Below are 23,477 nucleotides of genomic sequence, written 5' to 3' on the forward strand. Positions count from 1 at the left end.
GAAGCCATGAACGCGCGACGATAGGACGAGGTCGAGCGGGTTTTGCCGCCCGGCCTCACCAGTTGAGGAGAGCAGTGGCAGGCAAGGCCCGTGTGCACGAGCTCGCGAAGGAGCTCGGGGTTACGAGCAAGGAAGTTCTCGCCAAGCTGAAGGAGCAGGGCGAGTTCGTGAAGTCGGCGTCGTCGACCGTCGAGGCACCCGTTGCCCGGCGGCTGCGTGACGCCTTCGTCACCAAGGACAGCAAGCCCGCCGGCCGGTCCGGCGGCGCCCGGCCGGCACCGCCGGCCGGGAACGGCAACGGCGCGGCGCCCAAGCCCGGCGCGCCGCGTCAGCAGCAGCCGCAGGCGCGCCCGGTCCCGGGCGCCAAGCCCGGCCCGCGCCCCAGCCCGCAGCAGCAGGCCCCGGCGCCCCAGGCGCCGGCTCCGCAGGCCCCCGCGCCCCAGGCGCCGGCCCCGCAGCAGCAGCGTCCGGCCCAGCAGCCGGCTCCGCAGCAGCAGGCTCCGGCCGCGAAGGCGCAGCCCCAGGCACCCAAGCCCCCGGCGCCGCGTCCCGGCGCGGGCGGCTCCGGCCAGTCCGGTTCGGTGGTGCCGCCCAAGCCGCAGGGCCCCAAGCCCGGGCCGAAGCCCGGTCCGCGCGCCCCGCGGCCCGGCAACAACCCGTTCGGTGTCGGCCAGGGCGCTCCGGCGCCGCGCCCGCCGGCACGTCCCGGCGGTCAGGGCGGCGAGCGCCCGGCCGAGCGGTCCGGCGGCGGTGACCGTCCGGCTCCGCGTCCCGGTGGCGGCGCGCGCCCGAACCCGGGCAACATGCCGCCGCGCCCGAACCCGGGCATGATGCCCGGCCGCGTGCAGCGGCCCGGCGGTGGTCCCGGCGGCGCGGGCCGTGGTGGTCCCGGTGGCGGCCGCGGTGGCGCGGGCGCGGGCCGTGGCGGACCGGGTGGTCCCCGTGGCGGCGGCGCTCCCCGCGGTGGTCCCGGCGGCGGCGGTGGCGGCGGTTTCCGCCCCGGTGGCGGCGGTGGCGCCCCCGCCGGTGGTGGCTTCCGCGGTGGCGGCGGCGGTCGTGGCGGCGGCGGTGGCCGCGGCGGCACGGCCGGTGCCTTCGGCCGTCCGGGTGGACCCTCGCGCAAGGGCCGCAAGTCGAAGCGGCAGAAGCGCCAGGAGTACATGGAGAACATGCAGGCGCCGTCGGTCGGTGGCATCCGGCTGCCCAAGGGCAGCGGCGAGACCATCCGGCTGCCGCGCGGCGCCTCGCTGACCGACTTCGCGGAGAAGATCGACGCGAACCCGGCCTCGCTGGTGCAGGTGCTGTTCCACCTGGGTGAGATGGTCACCGCGACGCAGTCCGTCTCGGACGAGGTGCTGGAGCTCCTCGGCTCGGAGATGAACTACAACGTCCAGGTCGTCTCCCCCGAGGAGGAGGACCGCGAGCTGCTGGAGACCTTCGACATCACCTACGGTGAGGACGAGGGCGGCGAGGAGGACCTGCAGGTCCGCCCGCCGGTGGTGACCGTCATGGGTCACGTCGACCACGGTAAGACCCGCCTGCTCGACACCATCCGCAAGACGCGGGTGCACGAGCGGGAGGCCGGCGGCATCACCCAGCACATCGGCGCCTACCAGGTCGAGACCGAGCTCGAGGGCAACCCGCGCCTGATCACCTTCATCGACACCCCGGGTCACGAGGCGTTCACCGCCATGCGTGCCCGTGGTGCGAACTCCACCGACATCGCGGTGATCGTGGTCGCCGCGGACGACGGCGTCATGCCGCAGACGGTGGAGGCGATCAACCACGCCCAGGCGGCCAAGGCGCCGATCGTGGTCGCGGTCAACAAGATCGACAAGGAAGGCGCGAACCCGGACAAGATCCGGCAGCAGCTCACCGAGTACAACCTCGTGGCCGAGGAGTACGGCGGCGACACCATGTTCGTCGACATCTCCGCCCGCGAGAACATCAACATCGACGGGCTGCTCGAGGCGATCCTGCTGACCGCGGACGCCACCCTGGACCTCCGGGCCAACCCGGACATGCCGGCCCAGGGTGTCGCGATCGAGGCGCACCTCGACCGCGGCCGCGGCCCGGTGGCCACCGTGCTGGTCCAGCGCGGCACCCTGCGGGTCGGCGACTCGGTCGTCGCCGGTGACGCGTACGGCCGCGTGCGGCGGATGGTCGACGAGTACAACGAGGACGTCACCGAGGCGCTGCCCTCGCGTCCGGTCCAGGTCATCGGCTTCACGTCGGTGCCTGGCGCGGGCGACACGTTCCTCGTCGTCGAGGAGGACCGGGTGGCCCGGCAGATCGCCGAGCGCCGCCAGGCGCGCATCCGCAACGCGCAGAACGCCGCGAAGCGCAAGCGTGTCAGCCTGGAGGACCTGGACTCCGCGCTGAAGGAGACCAACAGCCTCAACCTGATCATCAAGGGTGACAACTCCGGTACGGTCGAGGCCCTGGAAGCGTCGCTCATGCAGCTGGACGTCGGCGACGAGGTCGAGCTGAACGTGGTCCACCGCGGCGTCGGTGGTGTCACCGAGAGCGACATCGACCTGGCGACGGCCTCCGACGCGATCGTCCTGGGCTTCAACGTGCGGGCCGAGGGCAAGGCGACCGAGCGGGCCAACCGCGAGGGCGTCGACGTCCGGTACTACACGGTGATCTACCAGGCGATCGACGAGATCGAGCAGGCCCTCAAGGGCATGCTCAAGCCGGAGTACGAAGAGGTCGAGCTGGGCCGCGCCGAGGTCCGGGAGGTCTTCAAGTCCTCCAAGTTCGGCACCATCGCCGGTTGCCTCGTGCAGTCCGGGGAGATCCGCCGCAACGCGAAGGCGCGTCTCCTGCGGGACAACGTGGTCGTCGCCGAGAACCTGCCGGTCAGCTCGCTGCGGCGGTTCAAGGACGACGTGGTCGAGGTCCGCGAGGGCTACGAGTGCGGTCTGACGCTCGGGTCCTACAGCGACATCAAGGTCGACGACGTCATCGAGACCTACGAGCAGCGCGAGAAGCCGCGCGTCTGAGTCGGGTAGTGGTGCGCGGGGCCGGTCTGGTGACCGGCCCCGTGTCCTCACCTGGGACAGGGAACCGATGTACGTAGGTGCGCTCGAGCTCGACGTCCTGTTCGGCGACGTCCATTCGCTGAAGCAGAAGCGGTCGCTGGTGCGGCCGCTGATCGCCGAGGTGCGCCGCAGGTTCGAGGTGTCGGTCGCCGAGGCCGGTCACCTCGATCTGCACCGCAGGGCCCTGATCGGGGTGGCGGTGGTGGCGGCCGACGGTGAACATGTTCGTGACGTGCTCGACGGCTGTGAACGGCTGGTGGCGCAGCGCCCCGAGTTGGAGCTGCTCTCCACCCACCGCCGCCTGCTCGGGCCAGAAGACTAAGGGGAGTGCGTGATGGCCGATCCGGCTCGCGCCCGCAGGCTGTCCAAGCGGATCTCGCAGATCGTGGCGTCGGCGATCGAGCACGAGATCAAGGACCCGCGGTTGAAGAACGTCACGATCACCGACGCGAAGATCACCGCGGACCTGCACGACGCGACCGTGTACTACACGGTGCTGGGGGAGAACCTCGACTCGAAGCCGGACTTCCCGGGCGCGGCCGCCGCGCTGGAGTCGGCGCGGGGCGTGCTGCGCAGCCGCGTCGGCCAGGGCACGGGGGTTCGGTTCACGCCGACGCTGACCTTTGTCGCGGACACCATCCCGGACGAGGCCCGGCACATCGAGGACCTGCTGGCGAAGGCGCGCGAGGCCGACGCCGAACTGGCCCGGCGCGCGGCCGCCGCGCAGCACGCCGGCGACCCGGACCCGTACAAGCAGCCCCGCGAAGCCGACGAGGACGACTCCGACGAGGAGTAATCCCGCCGGGCCTTGGCCTGCGGGTGTCCGGGTTGCCGCTAGGCCGCGATGGCGACGAGCAGTAGCCCTGCCTGCCTTGGCCTGCGGTGTCTGGGTTGCCGCTACGCCGCGGTGGCGACTGGGAGTGAGTCCCGCCCCTCTTGACCCGCGGTGCTTGGATTGCCGCAGCACTGCCGCTGCGACGCGATCTGAGGGGGTCCGCGTGAGGTCGATGGGATGGCTGTACCCGTTCCGCTCCCGGCCCTGGTCCGAGATCGCCGCGGAGTTCCACCGGCTCGCCGACGCGCGGCCGGTCTACCGCCCCATGTCCGAGGTCGTGGACAGCGTGCTCGCCGCGAACACCGTCCTGCTCGGCACGACCTCGCTGGGTGACCTGATCGTGGTCGACCGGCCGGTGCCGCGGGCGCCGTGGGGCGCGGTCGTGGTGTCCGGGCCGTGGTCGCGGCGTTCCGCCGTTTCACCCGGCCGCGTGCGCGTCGAGCACGTGGGCGCCGACGGTGAGGCGAACGAGCGCCCCGTCGACGAGGCCGTGCCGCTGTTCTGGTGCTTCGTGACCCGCAAGTTCGGCGTGGTGCCCGCCGCTCAGGTGTCCTGAGGCCGGATCCCGTCCAGCAGGAACGTCAGGTGGCGGCGCCAGTCGCCGAGCGGCGCCGCCTGCGTGGTGGCGGCGATGGCGAACGCCAGGTCCGCCAGGCCGAAGTCCGGGCGCAGCACCCCGGCCCCGTGCGCGCGTTCCAGCACCTTCTCGAACACCTCGCCGACCCGCTCCCGGGCAGCCCGCAGCCCCGGCGCCCCGGGCAGGTCGCTGGTGCAGATCTCGGTCATCCCGCGATCCACCGACTGCAGCTCACACGTCCGCACGATCAGCTGGACCAGGCCGTCCCACGGGTCCTCGGCCGCCAGCGCCTGCTCGGCTTCGCCCGCCCAGCGGTCGAGCATGCCGCTGAACGCGGCCTCGACCAGGTCTGTGCGCGTGGGGAACCGGTTGTAGAGCGTCCCGATCGACACCCCGGCCCGGCGCGCGATCTCCTCCAGCGGCGCGTCCAGGCCCTTCTCGCCGAACACCTCGCGCGCGGCCGCGACCAGCAGTTCGCGGTTGCGCTGGGCGTCACGGCGGAGGGGACGGCTCACACTTCCCAGTATAAGAAACTTGAGGGTCCCCTCAATTTGAGATACAACTTGAGGGGAACCTCAACTTATCTGGGAGGCAATCGACATGAGGACACTCGCGATCTTCGGCGCCGGGCCCGGCATGGGACTGGCCGCGGCCCGCCGGTTCGGCAAGGAGGGCTACCAGGTCTCGCTCGTGGCGCGCAGCGCGGACCGGCTGTCGTCCTTCGTGGACGAACTGTCCGCGGAAGGTGTTGCGGCACGGGCGTTTCCGGCCGACATGACCGACCTCGCCGCGCACGAGCGGCTGCTGGCCGACATCGGCCGGGTGGACGTGGCGGTGATCAACGGGTCGCTGGACCTGGCGCTGCTGAAGCCGGTGCGCGACCTCGACGTCGAGACCCTGCGGTCGGGGTTCGAGAGCGTGGTGCTGGCGCCGCTGTCGCTGACCCGGCGGCTGCTGCCGGGCATGCTGGAGCGCGGCTCGGGCGCGCTGCTCTACGGGTTCGGCTCGTCGGCGAAGACCCCGGAGCCGATGCTCGCCGGCGCGGGCACGCCTCAGGCGGCGCTGCGCAACTACGTGTTCGCGCTGCGGGCCGACCTCGCCGGCACGGGCGTCACCGCCGCCGCGATCACCATCGGATCGCTCATCCGCGGCAGCGACGCCGAGAAGCTGTTCGACGCCTCGGTGGAGGCGCGCCGCGGGTTCGACCCGGACCGCATCGACCCGGCCGACCTCGCCGAAATGCTGTGGGGCATGGCCGCGACGGGCGAACCGGCCGAGCAGGTGGTGCCCGGCTAGACGGTCGCCGGTGCGCGGGTGGCGGCGAGGCGGAACAGCGCGAGCGCGGCCAGGCCGGCGGCCGCCGCCGACCAGGGCAGCGCCCCGGTCCCGCCGAGGCCGATCACGCCGCCACCGACGGCACCGCCGACCGCCACCCCGAGGTAGGTGCCCGAGGTGTTCATCGCCAGCGCCGGCGCCGAGGCCTCGCCGGCCAGCCGGTGCAGCCGCGCCTGGACCGCGGGCGAGTTCCAGAACGCCGCACCGCCCCACAGCGCCACCAAGGGCCACAGCACCCACACCGGCACCGGGCGGAGCGACCACAGCACCCCGAAGACGACCATCACCGCGATGAACACCCCGACGCCGATCGCCAGCGTGCGGTCGGGGCCCCACCGGTCGGTGGCGCGTCCGCCCGCCCAGATGCCGGCCATTCCGGCGGCGCCGGACACCGCGAACAACGCGCCGCGGGACGCTATGTCCACATCGGATAGGCCGGCGGTGAACGGCGCCAGGTAGGTGAGCAGCATCATCGACCCGAACATCAGCACGACGTTCGCGGCCAGTCCCAGGGACACCGGTGGCGCGCCGAGACCGCGGATCCGGTCCCGCCAGGCCATCGCCGGGCCTGCCGCGGTGTCCGAAGGCAGGGTGGCGGTGAAGGCGGCCACCGTGGCGAGCCCGGCCACGGCCAGCGCGGCGAAGGTCGCGCGCCACCCGCCGAGCGCGCTGAGCCAGGTGCCCAGCGGGACACCGATCGCCACCGCTCCGGTGACACCCAGGGCCACGGCCGCCACGTACCGGCCGAGCTTCTCCGGCGGCGACAACCGGGCCGCGAGCGAGAACAACGACGGGGTGGCCGCGCCGGCCGCCGCCGCGGCGACGACGCGGGCCAGCAGCAGCACCGCGAAGGAGGGCGTGAGCGCGGCGAGCAGGTTGGCCGCGGTGAACACCGCGGCCGCGCCGGTGAGCACCACCTTGGGCCGGGTGCGGGCGGTGAGGAGCGCCATGACCGGCGCCGCCACCGCGACGGTCACCGAGAACACCGTCACCAGCTGCCCGGCCGCGCCGACCGTGACGCCCAGATCGGTGGCGATCTCGGGGAGGACCCCCGCGATGACGTAGTCGTCGGTGTAGTACACCAGCGCCGCGCCGGCCAGCGCGATCAGCCAGAGCGGCATGTGTCCGATTCCTCCCATGTCCCCGTTGTGTGTGACTTCTACACGGGACGGGAGCGGGGCGCCACCGCTTTTCCGCGCCGGGGTCAGGCGGGTTTGCGCGCGACGATCAGGTCCCGCAGGATCGCCTGGTCCACCCGGTGCTCGAACCCCTCCCACGGCCCGCCGGAGCGGACTTCCAGGCCGGCCCGGCCGAGGATCCCGGCGATCTCGTCGCGCTTGGCGACGTGCGTGTTCCAGCTCAGGCCCAGCGCGCCGCCCGGCTTGAGCACCCGCGCCCACACCGGCACGGCGGCGGCCAGCAGGTCCCGCGGGCTGCGCGCGAGCTCGTCGGGCTGGTGGCTGCCGTGCTGGACGCCGTAGGGCGCGTCGGCGACCACGACGTCCGCCGAGCCTGCCTCGAGCAGCTCGTCCGTGGTGAGGGTGTCGGCGTTGAAGAACGTGACATGGCGCGCGTCGCCGGCCTTCCAGCGATCCTTGTCCAGCGCGTAGGAGATCTCCAGGCGCTGGCCGAGGCGGTGCTTGTGCCGCCGCAACGGGCCGGAGTCGGCGTTGTGCTTGACGCGCTTCTGCCGCAGCCAGGTTTTGATGAACCGTTCGTAGGCCTCGAAATCCCGCTTGTCGACGTCCAGCCCGGTCGCGTCCAGGCCGTACATCATGGCCTGGTTGAGCGTGGTTCCGCGGCCACACAACGGGTCGACCACGTGCAGCGGCCGGTCCAGGAACTCGGTGGGCCGGGACCGGGACAGCAGCGTGACGTTGAGCAGCAGCTTGGTGAACAGCTCGTTGGTCTTGCCCGGGTACTTCTGGATGGTCAGCAGGTCGGAGTCGAGCTTGTCCAGCGGCGCGATCTCCAGCGGGCGCAGCAGGTCGCCGCTGAACTCGAACAGCGCGTACAGCGACGAGAGGTTCGACAGCAGCCGCAGGTCCTCTTCGGACAGCGGCTCCGCGGTGGTGAACGTGACGTAGGTGACGCCACCGATCCGGCGCTCGCCGATCTCGGCCGGCGGCGTGCGCAGTGCCTCGCCGAACACGGTCAGTTCGGCGCGCAGCAGACCGGCGGAGGCGTCGGCGTAGACGCGGTTGGCGCCGGGGTAGAGGAGGATCCCGTAGTCGAACATCGGGAAAAAGCGTAGCTTGCCCGCATGAGCACCTCCGCCCAGCTCGACTTCCCGCGCGCCGCAGGGCTGCTGCGCGAAGCGACCGACGTCACCCTGCTGGCCCACGTCCGCCCGGACGCCGACGCGCTCGGCAGCGCGCTGGCCCTCGGCCGCGCGCTCTACCAGCGGGGCGCGACCGTGCGCGTGTCCTTCGCCGAGCCCGCCGAGGTGCCGGAAAGCCTGCGCGGCCTGGACGCCGACAACCTGTTCGTGCCCGCCGAGGAGGTGCCGCCGTCGGCGGGGTTGCTGATCTGCCTGGACACGCCGAGCCCCGCGCGGCTGGGGTCGCTGGCCGACCGGGTGGACGCGACGCGTGCGGCCGGGGGCGAGGTGCTCGTGGTCGACCACCACGCGTCGAACCTGCGGTACGGCTCGGTGCACCTGGTCGACGACACCGCCGAGGCGACCGCGGTGCTGGTGCTGGCGTTGCTGGACGAGCTGGGGGTGGCGCTGGACGAGCCGATCGCGCGCTGCCTGTACGCGGGGCTGGTCACCGACACCGGTGGCTTCCGGCGGGCGCGGCCGTCGACCCACCGCGCGGCGGCCCGGCTGCTCGAGACGGGGGTCGACCCGGACCGGCTCGCGCGGGAGATCATCGACGACCACCCGTTCGCGTGGCTGCCGATGCTGTCGACCGTGCTGGCGTCGGCGCGGCTGGAGCCGGAGTCGGCGCAGGGCTTCGGGCTCGTGCACGCCGTGGTGACCGCCGACGTGGCCGCCACGGTGCGGCTGGAGGAGGTCGAGGGCGTGGTGGACGTGATCCGCTCGACGCGCGAGGCCGAGGTCGCGGTGGTGCTGAAGGAGCAGGCGCCGGGGGAGTGGTCGGTGTCGTTCCGGGCGATCGGCAAGATCGACGTCTCCCAGGCGGCGCGCAGCCTGGGCGGCGGAGGCCACCGGCTGGCGGCCGGCTGCACGATCCACGGCACGGCCGAGGAGGGCCTGGCCATGGTGAGGCGCGCGCTGGAGGAGGCGCCGCTGCTGGGCTGACGCGGGTCTGCCGGGGAGCCGGACGGTTCGCTGCGGGAGCCTCGGCCAGGCTTGCCATCCCTGCGGTCGCGGCGCCGCGAAGCGGCGGGCAGCCCGGCAGTCTGGCGTGATGGGGCGGTCCCGCGCCGCGGAGCGGCGCTTCACCGCGAGTGGTGGGCCTTCCGGGGAGCTGCCCGCCCACTTCCTTCCGGGAGGGGGTGCTGCGAAGCCGGCCGGCGGGCGAATCCCCTGCCTGAGCCCTGGCCATGCCCGCCACGGCCCCGCGACCCCAGCGCCGCTCGCGGCGGACCGCCGCGAGCGGCGGCCCCCGGGAGCTACTGCCGCCTCCGCCGAACGCTGCCGCCTCCGGAGGGAGCTACCGCTCCGGGAGTTACCGCCCTGCCCGGAAGCCATCGCCCCCTCCGGGAGTTACCGCCCCGGGGAGCTGCCGCCCTGCCCGGAAGCCATCGCCGCCACCGGGAGTTACCGCCCCGGGGAGCTGCCGCCCTGCCCGGAAGCCATCGCCGCCACCAGGAGTTACCGCCCCAGGGAGCTACCGCCCCAGGGAGCTGGCACCCCGCCAGGAAGCCATCGCCCCCTCCGGAAGCCACCGCCCCCTCCGGGAGCCACCGCCCCTCCAGCAGCACCCACCATCCCCCGGCCTGGCCACGGCCGCGCGGCCGATCTTGTCGGTGCCCCCGGTTAACCTGCCCTCGTGTCCGAAACCGTGGAAACCGCCGGGGAGAAGGTGCCCGCCAGGCGCGTGCTGGGCCTGGCGGTCCCGGCGCTGGGGGTCCTCGCGGCCGAGCCGTTGTACGTCCTGGTCGACACGGCCGTCGTCGGGCACCTGGGGGCCCTTCCGCTGGCCGGGCTCGCCGTGGGCGGGGTCGTGCTGGCCCAGGTCTCGACCCAGCTGACGTTCCTGTCCTACGGCACCACTTCCCGCACCGCCCGCCTGCACGGCGCCGGCCGCCGCGCGGAGGCGGTCAGCGAAGGCGTCCAGGCGACCTGGCTGGCGATCCTCGTCGGCCTGGTCGTGCTCGGCGCCGGGCAGCTGCTCGCGGGCCCGGTCGCCCGTGTCCTGTCCGGCAGTGACGAGGTCGCCGCGGCGGCCGTGTCCTGGCTGCGCATCGCGTTGTTCGGGGCGCCGCTGATCCTGATCACCATGGCGGGCAACGGCTGGATGCGCGGCGTGCAGGACGCGGTCCGCCCGCTGCGGTACGTCCTGGCGGGCAACGGGATCTCCGCGGTCCTCTGCCCGCTGCTGGTCTACGTCGCGGACTGGGGGCTCGAAGGGTCTGCCGTCGCGAACGTCGTCGCCCAGGTGATCAGCGCCGGGCTGTTCCTGCGGGCCCTCGTGGCCGAGAAGGTGTCGCTCAAGCCGCACCCGAAGGTGATGCGCGCGCAGCTCGGCCTCGGCCGGGACCTGGTGCTGCGCAGCCTCGCCTTCCAGGCGTGCTTCGTCTCCGCCGCCGCGGTGGCGGCCCGCACCTCGACCGCGGCCGTCGGCGCGCACCAGATCGTGCTGCAGCTGTGGACGTTCCTCTCCCTCGTGCTGGACTCCGTCGCGATCGCGGCCCAGTCGCTGGTCGGGGCGGCGCTCGGGGCGGGCTCGGCGCGGCAGGCGCGGGGCGTGGCCGGGCAGATCACGCGCTACGGGCTGATCATGGGCTGCGTGCTCGGCGTGGTGTTCGCGGCGGTGTCGCAGGTGCTGCCGCACGCGTTCACCTCCGACCCGGGGGTGCTCGGCGAGGTGCCGCACGCCTGGTGGTTCTTCGTGGCGCTGCAACCGATCGCGGGCGTGGTGTTCGCGCTGGACGGGGTGCTGCTCGGCGCGGGCGACGCGGCCTTCCTCCGCGCCGCGACGCTCGTCAGCGCCGCGCTCGGGTTCCTGCCGCTGATCTGGGCCTCGCTCGGCTTCGGCTGGGGCCTGACCGGCATCTGGACCGGCCTGTCGCTGTTCATGGTGCTGCGCCTGGCCGCGGTGGTGGCCCGCTGGCGCTCGGACGGCTGGACCGTGGTCGGCGCGGTCCGCTGACGCCGCTGGCTCCGGCTCCGGGTCGGGGGTGTGGGTGCGGTTCGCGCGGTCGGCCGGCCCGGCACGCGCGGCCGCGGGCCGGCTCGGCGGCAGTGGGCGACGGTGGCGTGAACGATCGCCCCTGCCGCCCGCTGGCCCCCGCCGAACGCCGCGCTGCGGGCGTGTCGTGGGGGTGGCTCCGGGGCCGCGAATCGCTGCGCCGTGTGGCTGAAAACACCCCGGTAACAGGTAAGTTTCAGCCTTGCATAGGCGATACAACTATCGGGACGGCGATGCGGGCGTCCCCGTGTCGTTGTCGCCTACTCCGCTTCGGGAGGAATCCTTCGTGCCGCCGCAGCAGGCACCCGTGATCGGCAAGGCCAGCCGCCGGTCGTGGTTCATCTGGTTCACCGCCGCCATCGTCTACCTCCTCTCCGTCTTCCACCGCACCTCGTTCGGGGTCGCCGGGCTGGAAGCCGCCGACCGGTTCGGGGTCGGCGCCGCCGCGCTTTCCACGTTCACCGTCCTGCAGGTCGGCGTCTACGCCGCGATGCAGATCCCCACCGGCGTCCTCGTCGACCGCTTCGGGCCGCGCAAGGTCCTCACCGCCGCGCTGATCTTCCTCGGCCTCGGCCAGGTCCTCGTCGCCATCGCGGACACCTACGCGCTGGGCCTGCTCGCGCGCGGCGTGCTCGGCTTCGGTGACGCGCTCACCTTCGTCAGCGTGCTGCGCCTGATCGCCGCGCACTTCCCGGGCCGCCAGTACGCCGTGGTCACCAGCTTCACCACGGCGATCGGCTTCCTCGGCAACCTCGCCGCGACCGTCCCGCTCACCCTGCTGCTCGCCGGCCCCGGCTGGACCCCGACGTTCCTCGCCGCCGGCCTGATCACCGCGATCTACTCGGCCGTCGTCGCGGGCCGCGTCCGCGACACCCCGGCCGGCGCCACCCCGAAGGCCGGCCCGGTCGACGCGCGCCAGCTGGCCCGCCAGGTCCGCACGGCGTGGCGCGTCCCCGGCACCCGCCTCGGCTTCTGGGTGCACTTCTCGACGATGTTCGCCCCGAACGTGCTGACCCTGCTGTGGGGCGTGCCGTTCCTGGTGCAGGGCCAGGGCCACCCGGCCGCGACCGCCAGCGCGCTGCTGACCGTGTTCGTGTTCGGCTCGATGATCGGCGGCCCGCTGGTCGGCAGCCTCATCTCCGCCCGCCCCGGCACCCGGATGCCGCTGGTGCTCGGCTACCTCGCCGGCGCCGCCGCGGTCTGGGCCCTGCTGCTGAGCTGGCCGGGCCAGATCCCGGTCGGCGTGCTGGTGCCCGCGTTCGCGTTCCTGTCCCTGGGCGGCCCGGCGTCGATGATCGGGTTCGCGCTGGCCCGCGACTACAACCCGCTGTCCCGCGTGGGCACCGCGACCGGCGTGGTCAACGTCGGCGGCTTCGTCGCCACCACGCTCACCGCGCTGGCGGTCGGCGTGCTGCTGCAGCTCACCGGCGGCCAGTTCCGGCTCGCGCTGCTGGCCGTCGTCGCGGTGCTGGTGCTGGGCACGTTCCGCATGCTGGTGTGGTGGCTGCGCGCCCGCGCGGAGCTGTTCGCCGCGCAGGAGCGGGGCGAGCACGTGCCGGTGCAGGTCCGCCGCCACGTGTGGGACGCGCCCACCCGGAAGGTCCCGGCGGCCGCGTGACGGCTCGCCCGTAAGGTTTCCAGCCGTGTCCCAGCCGAAGACTCGACGCCCCGCGCCCCCGCCCGGCCTGCTCGTGGTGGACAAACCACCGGGCATGACCTCCCACGACGTGGTGGCGCGGGTGCGCCGGATCATGGGCACCCGCAAGGTCGGGCACGCCGGCACGCTCGACCCGATGGCCACCGGCGTGCTGGTGCTGGGCGTCGAGCGGGCGACCAAGCTGCTGGGCCACCTCGCGCTGGACCGCAAGACCTACCTCGCCACGCTGGCCCTCGGCGTCTCGACCACCACCGACGACGCCGAGGGCGAGCACACCTCCACCGCGGACCCGGACGCGCTGGCCGCCGTCACCGACGAGGCGATCGCGTCCGGGATCGCCGCGCTCACCGGGGAGATCCAGCAGGTCCCGAGCGCGGTGAGCGCGGTGAAGATCGCCGGCAAGCGGGCGTACGCGCGCGTGCGTGCCGGTGAAGAGGTCGCGCTCAAGCCGCGGCCGGTCACCGTGTACCGGTTCGACCTGCTCGCCACCCGCCGCGTCGCCGACCGCATCGAGCTGGACGCGGTCGTCGAGTGCTCGTCGGGCACCTACGTGCGGGCGCTGGCCCGCGACCTCGGCGCGGCACTCGGCGTGGGCGGTCACCTCGCCGCGTTGCGCCGCACCACCGTCGGCCCGTTCGGCATCGCCGCGGCGCGCACGCTGGAGCAGCTGGAGGAGAAGCCGGAGCTGTCGTTCGACCTCAACGAGGCCGTCGGCGCCGCCTTCCCGCGTTATGACGTCGATGCGGCGACCGCCCGGGCTGTCCGGTATGGACAGCAGGTCCGCGCTTCGGGCATCGAAGGCACCTACGGCGTGTTCGACCCGGACGGCCAAGTGCTCGCTCTCGCGGTGGACGCGGGCGGCGTGGCCCGCTCAGTAGTCGTCCTGGCTCCGGCCTAGAGTGAGGGCTGTGCAGAGGTGGCGAGGGCTTGCTGATCTCCCCGGCGGCTGGGGACGGTGCGTGGTCACGATCGGCGTGTTCGACGGGGTGCACCGCGGGCACCAGGCGCTGATCGCCAGGACGGTCGAGGTGGCCAAGAACCGCAACCTGCCCAGCGTGATGCTGACGTTCGACCCGCACCCGTCCGAGGTCATCCGGCCGGGGAGCCACCCGGCGCAGCTGACCACGCTGCGCCGCAAGGCTGAGCTGGTCGAGCAGCTCGGCATCGACGTGCTGTGCGTGCTGCCGTTCACCGCCGAGCTGTCCCGGCTGACCGCGCACGAGTTCGTGCACGAGGTGCTGGTCGACCGGCTGCACGCGGCCGCCGTGGTGGTGGGGGAGAACTTCACCTTCGGGCACAAGGCCGCCGGCGACGTGGCCCTGCTCAAGGACCTGGGCCGCCGCTTCGGGTTCGCCACCTACGGCGCCGAGCTGCAGGGCGGATCCACCGCCGACGGCGAGACCGCGGACGTCGGCGAGATCACCTTCTCGTCCACCTACGTCCGCTCGTGCATCGACGCGGGCGACGTGGTCGCCGCGGCCGACGCGCTGGGCCGCCCGCACCGGCTGGAGGGCATCGTGGTCCGCGGCGACGGCCGCGGGCACGACCTGGGCTACCCGACCGCGAACCTGTCCACGCCGCGGTTCGCCGCGGTGCCCGCCGACGGCGTCTACGCCTGCTGGTTCGTCCGCGACAACCAGCCCGGCCGCCTGCTGCCCGCGGCGGTCTCGGTCGGCACCAACCCGACGTTCTCCGGCCGCGAGCGCACCGTCGAGGCGTTCGTGCTCGACGTGGACGAGGACTTCTACGGCCAGCACGTGGCGCTGGACTTCGTCGGCCGCCTGCGCGACATGGTGAAGTTCACCAGCGTCGACGACCTGGTCGAGCAGATCGCCGACGACGTCAGCCGCACCCGCGCCATCCTCGGCACCGGCAGCTGACCGCGCCGGTGCGATTGCGAATCGTCGGGTGATTCCGCCTCGCCCGCCCGATCCCACCTGGCAAGATTGGGTCCGGCGCGGCCAGGTCTGTCCGGGGAGAGCAGGGAGCACAGCACGTGGATGACCACAAGATCGTCCAGCGGAACATCGCCCTCCAGCGGGAGTGGTACGGCGAGCCGCTGGGCGACCGGGTGCGCCGTCTCGTCGTCGCGTTCGACGTCTCGCAGGCCTACCTGGCCGAGGTGCTGGGCATCAGCGCCCCGATGCTGAGCCAGGTGATGAGCGGCCGCCGCGCCAAGATCGGCAACCCGGTCGTGCTCGCGCGGATGATCATGCTCGAGCGCAAGTGCCTGATCCCCGAGGTCGCCGCGGGCCACAAGGAAGCCCTGATGGCCGCGCTGGAGGACGTGCGGGACGCGCGGCCGACGGTCGGCCGCGACACCTTCCCGGTCAACGCGCTGTCCGAGGAGCGCGCGGTGCTGTCCGCGCTGCGGGACATCGCCGAGGACGAGGACCTGATCGAGGCGGCCAAGCGGCTCGACGACGACTTCCCGGCCCTGGCCGACCTGCTCCGCCGCGCCGGGCAACAGGGCTGACCCGTGGTGCTGTTCTCCGCGGTCCTGCCGCCCGCCGCCGTGGTCGAGACCCTGACCGCCGAGGTCGCCGGGCTGCCGCGGCTGGACGGCGTGCGGTGGAGTTCGCCGGACAACTGGCACGTCACGCTGGGTTTCTACGGCGAGGACGACGCCCGGGCCAGGGCGGACTGGCTGCGGCCGCGGCTGGCGGGAATGCCGGCGCCCCGGATCTGGTTGGAAGGTGCGGGCACGTTCACCCGGGTCCTCTACCTCGGGGTGTACGGCGAAGGGATCACCGAACTCGGTCTCGCCGCCGGAGCCGGCGACGAGGGCCGTGCCTACCTGCCGCACCTGACGCTGGCGCGCACGCGCGAGCGGGTACCGGTGGAACTGGAGCGGCGGCTGTCCGGCTACCGCAGCGAGATGTGGACGGCCGCGGAGGCGGTGCTGATGCGGTCGCAGCGTAGCGCCGACGGCGTGCGATACGTGGTGGTCGAGCGGTTCCCGCTGTCCCAGCAGGCCAGGTAGTGCGCTCCCTGATACCCTGAACCACCGGGTCCGGCTGCAGTCCGTGGCGGCCGCGACCGACTACCCGCGTCCAGCGGGCCTCACGGCACAGAACAACACAGAGGAGAGAACTCAGTGGCGCTGTCCACCGACGAGAAGAAGTCGATTCTGACCGAGTACGGTCTGCACGAGTCCGACACCGGGTCCCCGGAGGCCCAGGTCGCGCTGCTCACCAAGCGGATCATCGGTCTCACCGAGCATCTCAAGGTGCACAAGCACGACCACCACTCCCGTCGCGGCCTGTTGCTGCTGGTCGGCCGTCGTCGCCGGCTGCTCAACTACGTGATGAAGGTGGACATCGAACGCTACCGGTCGCTGATCCAGCGACTCGGCTTGCGCCGATGACGTGATCCGAGGGGGAGTGACCACGGTCGCTCCCCCTCGGTCCATACGAAGTACGAAAGAGGAAGGGCAGGCGCTCGAGGGCAAGGACGCCGGTCCTCGGTAGTGGCTTACGGGAGAGTCCCGTTGGCTTCGATCGAAGACCGGCTCGTTCCTCGGACGCCGCCCCGCACGGGCGGGGCGCACTGCTGCCCGAACGAACGAGGAGTCAACTACACATGACCGAAGCAAGCGGACCCGTCGTGCACGAGGCCGAGGCCGTCATCGACAACGGCAAGTACGGCACGCGCACGATCCGCTTCGAGACGGGCAGGCTCGCCCGGCAGGCCGCCGGCGCTGTCGTGGCCTACCTGGACGAAGAGACGATGCTGCTGTCGGCGACCACCGCCTCCAAGCAGCCGAAGGAGCACTTCGACTTCTTCCCGCTGACGGTGGACGTCGAGGAGCGGATGTACGCCGCGGGCCGGATCCCGGGCGCGTTCTTCCGCCGCGAGGGCCGTCCCTCCACCGACGCGATCCTGACCTGCCGCCTGATCGACCGGCCGCTGCGCCCGTCGTTCGCCGACGGCCTGCGCAACGAGATCCAGATCGTCGTCACGGTGCAGAGCCTGCACCCCGAGGACCCCTACGACGTGCTGGCGATCAACGCCGCGTCGGCCTCGACCCAGATCGGCGGCCTGCCGTTCTCCGGCCCGATCGGCGGCGTCCGCGTCGCGCTGATCGAGGGCCAGTGGGTCGCGTTCCCGACCTGGTCGCAGCTGGAGCAGGCGACCTTCAACATGGTCGTCGCAGGCCGTGTCGTCGGTGACGACGTCGCGATCATGATGGTCGAGGCCGAGGGCACCGAGAACACGCTCGACCTGATCGCGGGCGGCGCCCCGGCGCCGACCGAGCAGGCCGTGGCCGAGGGCCTGGCCGCCGCCAAGCCGTTCATCCGCGTGCTGTGCGAGGCGCAGCAGAAGCTCGCCGACGCGGCCGCCAAGCCGACCGGCGACTTCCCGGTGTTCCCCGCTTACCAGCAGGACGCCTACGACGCGGTCGCCGCGATCGCGAGCGAGGACCTGGCCAAGGCGCTGACCATCGCAGGCAAGCAGGAGCGCGAGAACGCCACCGACGAGGTCAAGGCCGCGGTGCTGGCCAAGGTCGGCCTCGGCGAGGGCGAGGCGTTCGAGGGCCGCGACAAGGAGATCGGCGCCGCGTTCCGGTCGCTGACCAAGAAGCTGATCCGCCAGCGCATCCTGCGCGACAAGGTCCGCATCGACGGCCGCGGCCTCACCGACATCCGCCAGCTGGCGGCCGAGGTCGCGATCATCCCGCGGGCCCACGGTTCGGCGCTGTTCGAGCGCGGCGAGACCCAGATCCTGGGTGTCACCACGCTGAACATGCTGCGCATGGAGCAGCAGATCGACTCGCTGTCGCCGGAGACGACGAAGCGGTACCTGCACCACTACAACTTCCCGCCGTTCTCCACCGGCGAGACCGGCCGCGTCGGCTCGCCCAAGCGGCGCGAGATCGGCCACGGCATGCTGGCCGAGCGCGCGCTGGTGCCGGTGCTGCCGAAGCGGGACGAGTTCCCCTACGCCATCCGGCAGGTGTCGGAGGCGCTGGGCTCGAACGGGTCCACCTCGATGGGCTCGGTGTGCGCCTCGACCATGTCGCTGCTCAACGCCGGTGTGCCGCTGAAGGCGCCGGTCGCGGGCATCGCGATGGGCCTGGTTTCCGATGAAGTGGATGGGGAGACGCGTTATGTCGCGCTGACCGACATCCTCGGCGCCGAGGACGCCTTCGGTGACATGGACTTCAAGGTCGCCGGCACCAAGGACTTCATCACCGCGCTGCAGCTGGACACCAAGCTCGACGGCATCCCGTCGGACGTCCTGGCGGGCGCGCTGAACCAGGCCAAGGACGCCCGGCTGACCATCCTCGACGTGCTGGCCGAGGCCATCGACTCCCCGGACGAGATGAGCCCGTACGCCCCGCGCGTCACGAGCGTGAAGATCCCGGTCGACAAGATCGGCGAGGTCATCGGGCCGAAGGGCAAGATGATCAATTCGATCACCGAGGAGACCGGCGCCGACATCTCGATCGAGGACGACGGCACGATCTACGTGGGTGCGGCCGACGGCCCGTCCGCGGAGGCCGCGATCAGCAAGATCAACGCCATCGCGAACCCGCAGCTGCCTAAGGTGGGCGAGCGCTTCCTGGGCACCGTGGTGAAGACGGCCGCGTTCGGCGCGTTCGTCTCGCTGCTGCCGGGCAAGGACGGCCTGATCCACATCTCGAAGCTGGGCAACGGCAAGCGCATCGGCAAGGTCGAGGACGTGGTCAACGTGGGCGACAAGCTCCGCGTCGAGATCGCCGACATCGACAACCGCGGCAAGATCAGCCTGGTCCTCGTCAAGGACGAGGAAGAGGGCGAGACGAAGGCCGAGGAGGCTCCCGCCGAGGGCGCCGAGGCCGACGCCAAGTAGGACGAAGCGGTAGCCGGGAAACGGCCCGTCCCCGGGCGGGGCGGGCCGTTTTCCGTGTTCCCGCACGAGTGTTGGGATTCGATGGCGCGACAGATTGCCGGGCACGAGCAGGCCGCGGGCACCACGCGGACGCTCGAGACCGGGGCGAACGGCCAGGTTGTGAAGCGCACCGTGCTGCCGGGCGGGCTGCGGGTGGTCACCGAGCACGTGCCGGGGGTGCGGTCGGCGACCGTCGGCCTGTGGGTCGGGGTCGGCTCGCGCGACGAGCCGCCGAAGGTGGCCGGTGCGGCGCACTACCTGGAGCACCTGCTGTTCAAGGGCACCACCAACCGGTCCGCGGTGCAGATCGCCGAGGAGATCGACGCGGTCGGCGGTGAGCTGAACGCGTTCACCGCGAAGGAGCACACCTGCTACTACGCGCAGGTGCTCGACGAGGACCTGCCGCTGGCGATGGACCTGGTCACCGACGTGGTCTTCGAGGCGCTCTGCGCGGAGTCCGATGTGGACACCGAACGGAGCGTGGTGCTCGAGGAGATCGCCATGCGCGACGACGATCCCGAGGACCTGCTGCACGACACGTTCGTCACCACGGTCCTGGGTTCGCACCCGCTGGCGCGCCCGGTGCTGGGCACCACCGAGTCGATCACCGGCATGTCGGCGAGCGGCCTGCGCGGGTTCTACCGGCGCCGCTACACGCTGCCGAAGATGGTGCTCGCGGTGGCGGGCAACGTCGAGCACGCGCAGGTGCTCCGCCTGGCGCGCAAGGCGTTGCGCGGTCGTCTGTCCGGTTCGGACACCCCGGTGCCGCCGCGCGCGGGCAAGGCGCGGGTGGCCGCGGAGCGGCGGCTGGTGCTGCACAGCGACGACACCGAGCAGGCGCACGTCATGCTCGGCATGAAGGCGCTGTCGCGGCACGATGAGCGCCGGTACGCGCTGTCGGTGCTCAACGCCGCGCTCGGCGGCGGGATGAGCTCGCGGCTGTTCCAGGAGGTGCGCGAACAGCGCGGCCTGGCCTACCAGGTGTACTCGTCGGTGGCGACCTACGCCGACACCGGCCACTTCTCCGTCTACGCGGGCTGCCAGCCGGAGCGGCTGGGCGAGGTGTCGGCGGTGCTGCGGGACGTGCTCGGGCAGGTCGGCAAGGACGGCTTCACCGACGCCGAGGTCGCGCGCGCCAAGGGGCAGCTGCGCGGCGGGATCGTGCTGGGCCTGGAGGACACCGCGTCGCGGATGTCGCGCATCGGCAAGCAGGAGCTCAACTACGGCGTGCACCTCACCGTCGACGAGTCGGTGGAGCGGATCGCCGCGGTGACCACCGAGGAGGTGTGTGAGCTGGCACGCACCCTGTTCGGGACGCCGGGAGGGGTCACCGCCGCCGCGGTGGTCGGGCCGTACGCTTCCGAGCAGGACCTACCGGAAGATCTGCACGAGGTGATCGCGAAATGAACCCCCGCGGCGAGGACAACCCGATCCGGGTCGGCGTGCTGGGCGCCCAGGGACGGATGGGTGCGCAGGTGGTCAAGGCCGCCGGGGGCGCGCCCGACATGACGGTCGTGGCGAAGCTGGACGCGGGCGACGACCTGACCGCGCTGACCGAGGCCGGCGCGGAGGTGGTCGTCGACTTCACCCACCCGGACGCGGTGATGGGCAACCTGGAGTTCCTGGTGGGCAACGGGTTGCACGCGGTCGTCGGCACCACCGGGTTCAGCGAGGAGCGGCTGGAGACGGTGCGCTCGTGGCTGGCGGGCAAGCCGGAGGTCGGGGTGCTGATCGCGCCGAACTTCGCGCTCGGCGCGGTGCTCGCGATGCGGTTCGCGCAGCAGGCGGCCCGGTTCTACGAGTCGGTCGAGGTCATCGAGCTGCACCACAACCGCAAGGCGGACGCCCCGTCCGGCACGGCGGCCCACACGGCGCGGCTGATCTCGGAGGCGCGCCGCGAGGCCGGGCTGAAGCCGGGCGCGGACGCGACGACGAGCGAACTGGACGGCGCCCGCGGCGCGCGGGTCGAGGACGTGCACGTGCACTCGGTGCGGCTGCCCGGGCTGGTGGCGCACGAGGAGATCCTGTTCGGCCAGGAGGGCGAGACGCTCACCATCCGGCACGACTCGATGGACCGGACCTCGTTCATGCCCGGTGTGCTGCTCGGGGTGCGGGAGGTGCTGGGCCGTCCCGGCCTGACCGTCGGCCTCGAGAACGTGCTCGACCTGTGAAGGCCCGCAACGTCGCACTGGTGATGACCGCCGCGCTGGTGGTCTACCTGGTGCTGCTCGGGGCGCGCGGGGTGGAGCTGATCGCGACCGGCACCGGCGTGGGCATCGCGCTCGGTGTCGGCGTGCTGGTGCTGCCGCTGCTGGGGCTGTGGATGGTCGTCGCCACCTGGCGGTCCGGCACGCGGATCCAGCACCTGGCGCGACGGCTGGACGCCGAGGGCGGGCTGCCGGACGTCGACGACCTGCCGCGCCGCCCGTCCGGCCGGGTGGACCGCGCCGCGGCGGACGCGTGGTTCGAGGAGCGCCGCGCGGAGCTGGAGCAGCACCCCGAGGACTGGCGGTACTGGTACCGGTTGGCGCACGCGTACGACCTGGCGGGCGACCGGCGCCGCGCCCGCGCGACGATGCGTAAGGCGCTGGACCTGGAAGCGGCGGAGGCCGCCCACTGAGCGCCGCGAGCGTGCCAGGTTCCTACCGCAGCGCGCGCTCGTCGACGCGGCGGGTGGGAGTTCCGAGGAAGATCTCCGGATCCGGTTCCGCCCGGTAGGCGAGGTTGAGGGTGTCGAGCCGGTAGAGCCACGGGCCGCGGCCGGTGTAGGTGCGGAACCGGTAGTCGATCTGCCGGCGCAGCCATTCGCCCGGCCGCAGCCGGACCGCGGGCGGCCGTCGCCGCACCAGGTTGTGGAACTGGGCCGAGCGCAGCATCACCCGGAGCGCGCCGTCCGCTTCCCGCAGATCCACCTCGTTCTTGTCCGGAACGCCGGCCAGAACGCGGGCGGCCGGCTGCGGCGCCGCCGGCTCGGGCAGGGGGAACGCGATCGGCACCCTGCTGCGCCTGGCTGCACCCGCGCCACCGCGGGATTCCGTGCTCCACCAGGTGCACACCACTGGGCGACGACGTCCACGGGCGTGATCGTGCCAGCACCGGGGCCCGCGCTACCTGGCCGTCCCGCGCGCCGCGCGGGCGCGGTGGTTGCCGCAGCCGTTCATCAGCCTGAGTGGGCCTGGCACGCCGACCCGTCCGCCGGCAGCGCTGCCAGTTCCTCGTCGAGGAGCCGGCGGACCTCCTCCGGCGGGAAGTCGTCCGGGTACATCGCGGCCTGCAGGGTCAGGCCGTCGATGAAGGTGTGCAGCCGCAGAGCCTGCCGTTCCAGGCCCGGGTCGGTGAGCCGGTCCCCGATGAGCTGCGGTGCGGGTTGGCCGCAGGAATACGCGACCGCGAGCCGGCACAGGTGCCGTTCTCCGTGGAGACCCGCGCCGTGCAGCTCGGCCAGCGATTCATCCACGCGCGACTGCACCAGGCACGCCAGCCAGACGTCCGCGTCCACCCGCCGGTCGGCGTCCAGCGGCAGCAGTTCCTCCAGCAGCAGCCGGGCGCGAACCGGTCCCGGCATCTCCCCGCGCAGGTGCTCGGCCACGCGTGCGGCGACTTTCTCGGCCATGGCCCGTGCCGCGAACCGCAGCAATCCTCGCTGGCTGTCGAAGTAGTGGCGCAGGCCGCCGACTGAAACGCCTGCCTCCTCGGCGACCTTCCGCACTGTCACGCTCTGGATGCCCTCGCGGCTGATGACCTCCCAGACGACGCGCGCGAGTTCCTGGCGTCGCTGGTCGTGGTCGACGAGCTTGGGCACGACTTTTTATAGCACAGGTGTACGGTTTCGGTTACAGTACGCTTGTGCTAAATAAAACGCAGACGCAGTCCCGGTCCGCCGCCGGCAGAGCGGTTCTCGTGACGGGTGGGCTGGTGATCGCCGGGTCCGCGCTGTGGCTGGTGCTGAGCGGGAACACCGGCATCCGCTATTCGGCCGATCACGACGAGACAGTGCCGATGTGGGTGCGCTGGATCCCGGTCGCGGTAGGGATCGCGCTGGTGCGGTTCGTGCCGGCCCGGCCCGCCCCGGTCACACCACACGAACGGCGCACGGTGGTCGAAGCGAGTGTCCTGCTGGCCGCCGCCGTGCTGTTCGCGGTCGTCCTGGCCGTGGCGGGCGGAGGCGAGCCGGCGCACACGGTGTCGAAGCTGGTCCTGCTGCTCGTGGTCCCCGTCCTGCTGTTCCGGTGGTCCCGCGGCGCGGGGAAGACCGGAGTCTCGGCAACCGGCCCGTGGTGGACTCCGGTACCTGCGGTGGCGGCGTGGTTCGCCGTCAGCTACGCGGGTCCCTGGGCCCTGCCGATGAGCGACTACGCCTTCACCGTCGATGTGCTCACCCTGGTGGCCACGCTCGTCGTCGGCTTCCTCGTCAACAGCGTGCTCGAGGAGGTCTTCTACCGGCGGTGGCTGCAAACCAGGTGGGAGGCGCTCCTCGGGCGATGGCCCGCGATCGTGCTCACGTCGCTCCTGTGGGCAGGCTGGCACGTCGGCATCCAGGGCACGGGGGACCTGCCGTCGGACCTGGCCGCGACCTTCGTGAACCAGGGGGTGGCCGGGCTCTTCCTCGGCTACCTGTGGAGCCGGCACCGCCTGATGTGGCCGGTGATCACGGTCCACGGGGCGATGAACGCCGCGCCGATCCTGCTGCCCCTGTTGTAGCGCGGCGCGTTCATCAGCCCGAGCAGGTGCCTCACCGGTGTTGAGCACGTCCCCGAGTTCTGGGCCTGGCGCGCCGACCAGGTCGCGGCGGCGCGGTTCGACGGGCACCTGCTCGCGATCGGCTTCACCCGCC

General features: G+C 72.5%; 23 protein-coding genes. 18 read left to right on the forward strand and 5 right to left on the reverse strand.

Translation table 11 applies throughout. From position 1 onward, the window contains the following. Window positions 1-74 precede the first annotated feature (74 nt). From infB to ABZ193_RS00900, 4 genes are all read left to right on the forward strand, one after another. A complete protein-coding gene (gene infB / locus ABZ193_RS00885; RefSeq protein ID WP_345073461.1) occupies window positions 75-3,005 on the forward strand; it encodes a translation initiation factor IF-2 in 2,931 nt (976 codons plus the stop codon). A gap of 67 nt (window positions 3,006-3,072) precedes the next feature. Next, complete coding sequence (locus ABZ193_RS00890) at window positions 3,073-3,366, forward strand: DUF503 domain-containing protein (RefSeq protein WP_020422054.1); 294 nt, start codon at window positions 3,073-3,075, stop codon at window positions 3,364-3,366. Window positions 3,367-3,378: 12 nt separating this feature from the next. After that, window positions 3,379-3,840, forward strand: a complete 462-nt coding sequence (gene rbfA, locus ABZ193_RS00895) for a 30S ribosome-binding factor RbfA (RefSeq protein ID WP_020422055.1) — start codon at window positions 3,379-3,381, stop codon at window positions 3,838-3,840. A 211-nt stretch (window positions 3,841-4,051) separates the two neighbouring features. Continuing rightward, a complete protein-coding gene (locus tag ABZ193_RS00900; RefSeq protein ID WP_237337450.1) occupies window positions 4,052-4,435 on the forward strand; it encodes a hypothetical protein in 384 nt (127 codons plus the stop codon). On the opposite strand, the gene ABZ193_RS00905 is transcribed toward ABZ193_RS00900, so the two are convergent. Then, window positions 4,423-4,971 (reverse strand): TetR/AcrR family transcriptional regulator, encoded by a 549-nt coding sequence (locus tag ABZ193_RS00905; protein WP_020422057.1) that lies wholly within the window; start codon window positions 4,969-4,971, stop codon window positions 4,423-4,425. The genes ABZ193_RS00900 and ABZ193_RS00905 overlap by 13 nt on opposite strands. Before the next feature lie 85 nt (window positions 4,972-5,056). Between ABZ193_RS00905 and ABZ193_RS00910 the strand changes: the two genes are divergently transcribed. Then, window positions 5,057-5,752, forward strand: coding sequence for an SDR family NAD(P)-dependent oxidoreductase (locus ABZ193_RS00910; RefSeq protein ID WP_237337382.1), 696 nt, complete (start codon window positions 5,057-5,059; stop codon window positions 5,750-5,752). On the opposite strand, the gene ABZ193_RS00915 is transcribed toward ABZ193_RS00910, so the two are convergent. After that, window positions 5,749-6,912 (reverse strand): MFS transporter, encoded by a 1,164-nt coding sequence (locus tag ABZ193_RS00915; protein ID WP_354708362.1) that lies wholly within the window; start codon window positions 6,910-6,912, stop codon window positions 5,749-5,751. The two genes, ABZ193_RS00910 and ABZ193_RS00915, sit on opposite strands and share 4 nt — an antisense overlap. Before the next feature lie 83 nt (window positions 6,913-6,995). Beyond that, complete coding sequence (locus ABZ193_RS00920; protein WP_354708363.1) at window positions 6,996-8,030, reverse strand: SAM-dependent methyltransferase; 1,035 nt, start codon at window positions 8,028-8,030, stop codon at window positions 6,996-6,998. Between the two features lie 24 nt (window positions 8,031-8,054). Between ABZ193_RS00920 and ABZ193_RS00925 the strand changes: the two genes are divergently transcribed. The 12 genes from ABZ193_RS00925 (at window position 8,055) to ABZ193_RS00980 (ending at window position 21,263) form a co-directional block, all read left to right on the forward strand. After that, entirely contained in the window at window positions 8,055-9,056 is a 1,002-nt protein-coding gene (locus ABZ193_RS00925) for a bifunctional oligoribonuclease/PAP phosphatase NrnA (protein ID WP_237337385.1), read from the forward strand. Between the two features lie 694 nt (window positions 9,057-9,750). Continuing rightward, window positions 9,751-11,073, forward strand: a complete 1,323-nt coding sequence (locus ABZ193_RS00930; protein ID WP_237337386.1) for an MATE family efflux transporter — start codon at window positions 9,751-9,753, stop codon at window positions 11,071-11,073. 346 nt (window positions 11,074-11,419) lie between these two features. After that, window positions 11,420-12,730 carry an MFS transporter gene (locus ABZ193_RS00935; RefSeq protein WP_027936466.1) on the forward strand — a complete coding sequence of 437 codons (1,311 nt, stop codon included), beginning with the start codon at window positions 11,420-11,422 and terminating at the stop codon, window positions 12,728-12,730. A gap of 25 nt (window positions 12,731-12,755) precedes the next feature. Further along, the gene (gene truB / locus ABZ193_RS00940; RefSeq protein WP_084506204.1) at window positions 12,756-13,667 is read left to right on the forward strand and encodes a tRNA pseudouridine(55) synthase TruB; all 912 of its coding nucleotides are present in this window, start codon (window positions 12,756-12,758) and stop codon (window positions 13,665-13,667) included. Window positions 13,668-13,677: 10 nt separating this feature from the next. Beyond that, complete coding sequence (locus tag ABZ193_RS00945; RefSeq protein ID WP_084506205.1) at window positions 13,678-14,649, forward strand: bifunctional riboflavin kinase/FAD synthetase; 972 nt, start codon at window positions 13,678-13,680, stop codon at window positions 14,647-14,649. A 116-nt stretch (window positions 14,650-14,765) separates the two neighbouring features. Further along, window positions 14,766-15,245 (forward strand): helix-turn-helix transcriptional regulator, encoded by a 480-nt coding sequence (locus ABZ193_RS00950; RefSeq protein WP_020422067.1) that lies wholly within the window; start codon window positions 14,766-14,768, stop codon window positions 15,243-15,245. Window positions 15,246-15,248: 3 nt separating this feature from the next. Beyond that, window positions 15,249-15,752 carry an RNA 2',3'-cyclic phosphodiesterase gene (thpR, locus tag ABZ193_RS00955; RefSeq protein WP_354708364.1) on the forward strand — a complete coding sequence of 168 codons (504 nt, stop codon included), beginning with the start codon at window positions 15,249-15,251 and terminating at the stop codon, window positions 15,750-15,752. Between the two features lie 114 nt (window positions 15,753-15,866). Beyond that, window positions 15,867-16,136: a 30S ribosomal protein S15 gene (rpsO, locus tag ABZ193_RS00960; RefSeq protein ID WP_017981770.1), complete on the forward strand. Its 270-nt coding sequence runs from the start codon at window positions 15,867-15,869 to the stop codon at window positions 16,134-16,136. A 215-nt stretch (window positions 16,137-16,351) separates the two neighbouring features. Next, window positions 16,352-18,604 carry a polyribonucleotide nucleotidyltransferase gene (locus ABZ193_RS00965; RefSeq protein ID WP_354708365.1) on the forward strand — a complete coding sequence of 751 codons (2,253 nt, stop codon included), beginning with the start codon at window positions 16,352-16,354 and terminating at the stop codon, window positions 18,602-18,604. Between the two features lie 81 nt (window positions 18,605-18,685). Continuing rightward, window positions 18,686-20,050, forward strand: a complete 1,365-nt coding sequence (locus ABZ193_RS00970; protein WP_020422070.1) for a pitrilysin family protein — start codon at window positions 18,686-18,688, stop codon at window positions 20,048-20,050. Next, complete coding sequence (dapB, locus tag ABZ193_RS00975) at window positions 20,047-20,814, forward strand: 4-hydroxy-tetrahydrodipicolinate reductase (RefSeq protein WP_020422071.1); 768 nt, start codon at window positions 20,047-20,049, stop codon at window positions 20,812-20,814. Before ABZ193_RS00970 ends, dapB begins: the two co-directional genes overlap by 4 nt. Then, a complete protein-coding gene (locus ABZ193_RS00980; RefSeq protein WP_237337387.1) occupies window positions 20,811-21,263 on the forward strand; it encodes a hypothetical protein in 453 nt (150 codons plus the stop codon). The genes dapB and ABZ193_RS00980 overlap by 4 nt, the downstream gene beginning before the upstream one ends. Before the next feature lie 22 nt (window positions 21,264-21,285). Here the strand turns inward: ABZ193_RS00980 and ABZ193_RS00985 are convergent, their stop codons facing one another. Together ABZ193_RS00985 and ABZ193_RS00990 are read right to left on the reverse strand one after the other, a co-directional pair. Further along, window positions 21,286-21,639, reverse strand: coding sequence for a hypothetical protein (locus ABZ193_RS00985; protein ID WP_354708366.1), 354 nt, complete (start codon window positions 21,637-21,639; stop codon window positions 21,286-21,288). A gap of 164 nt (window positions 21,640-21,803) precedes the next feature. Then, the gene (locus ABZ193_RS00990) at window positions 21,804-22,445 is read right to left on the reverse strand and encodes a TetR family transcriptional regulator C-terminal domain-containing protein (RefSeq protein WP_237337389.1); all 642 of its coding nucleotides are present in this window, start codon (window positions 22,443-22,445) and stop codon (window positions 21,804-21,806) included. 98 nt (window positions 22,446-22,543) lie between these two features. Between ABZ193_RS00990 and ABZ193_RS00995 the strand changes: the two genes are divergently transcribed. Continuing rightward, entirely contained in the window at window positions 22,544-23,344 is an 801-nt protein-coding gene (locus tag ABZ193_RS00995) for a CPBP family intramembrane glutamic endopeptidase (RefSeq protein WP_354708367.1), read from the forward strand. Window positions 23,345-23,477: the final 133 nt, after the last annotated feature.

Source organism: Amycolatopsis sp. NPDC006125, from assembly GCF_040614195.1.
In the GTDB taxonomy this organism is placed as follows: Bacteria; Actinomycetota; Actinomycetes; order Mycobacteriales; family Pseudonocardiaceae; genus Amycolatopsis_E; species Amycolatopsis_E tucumanensis.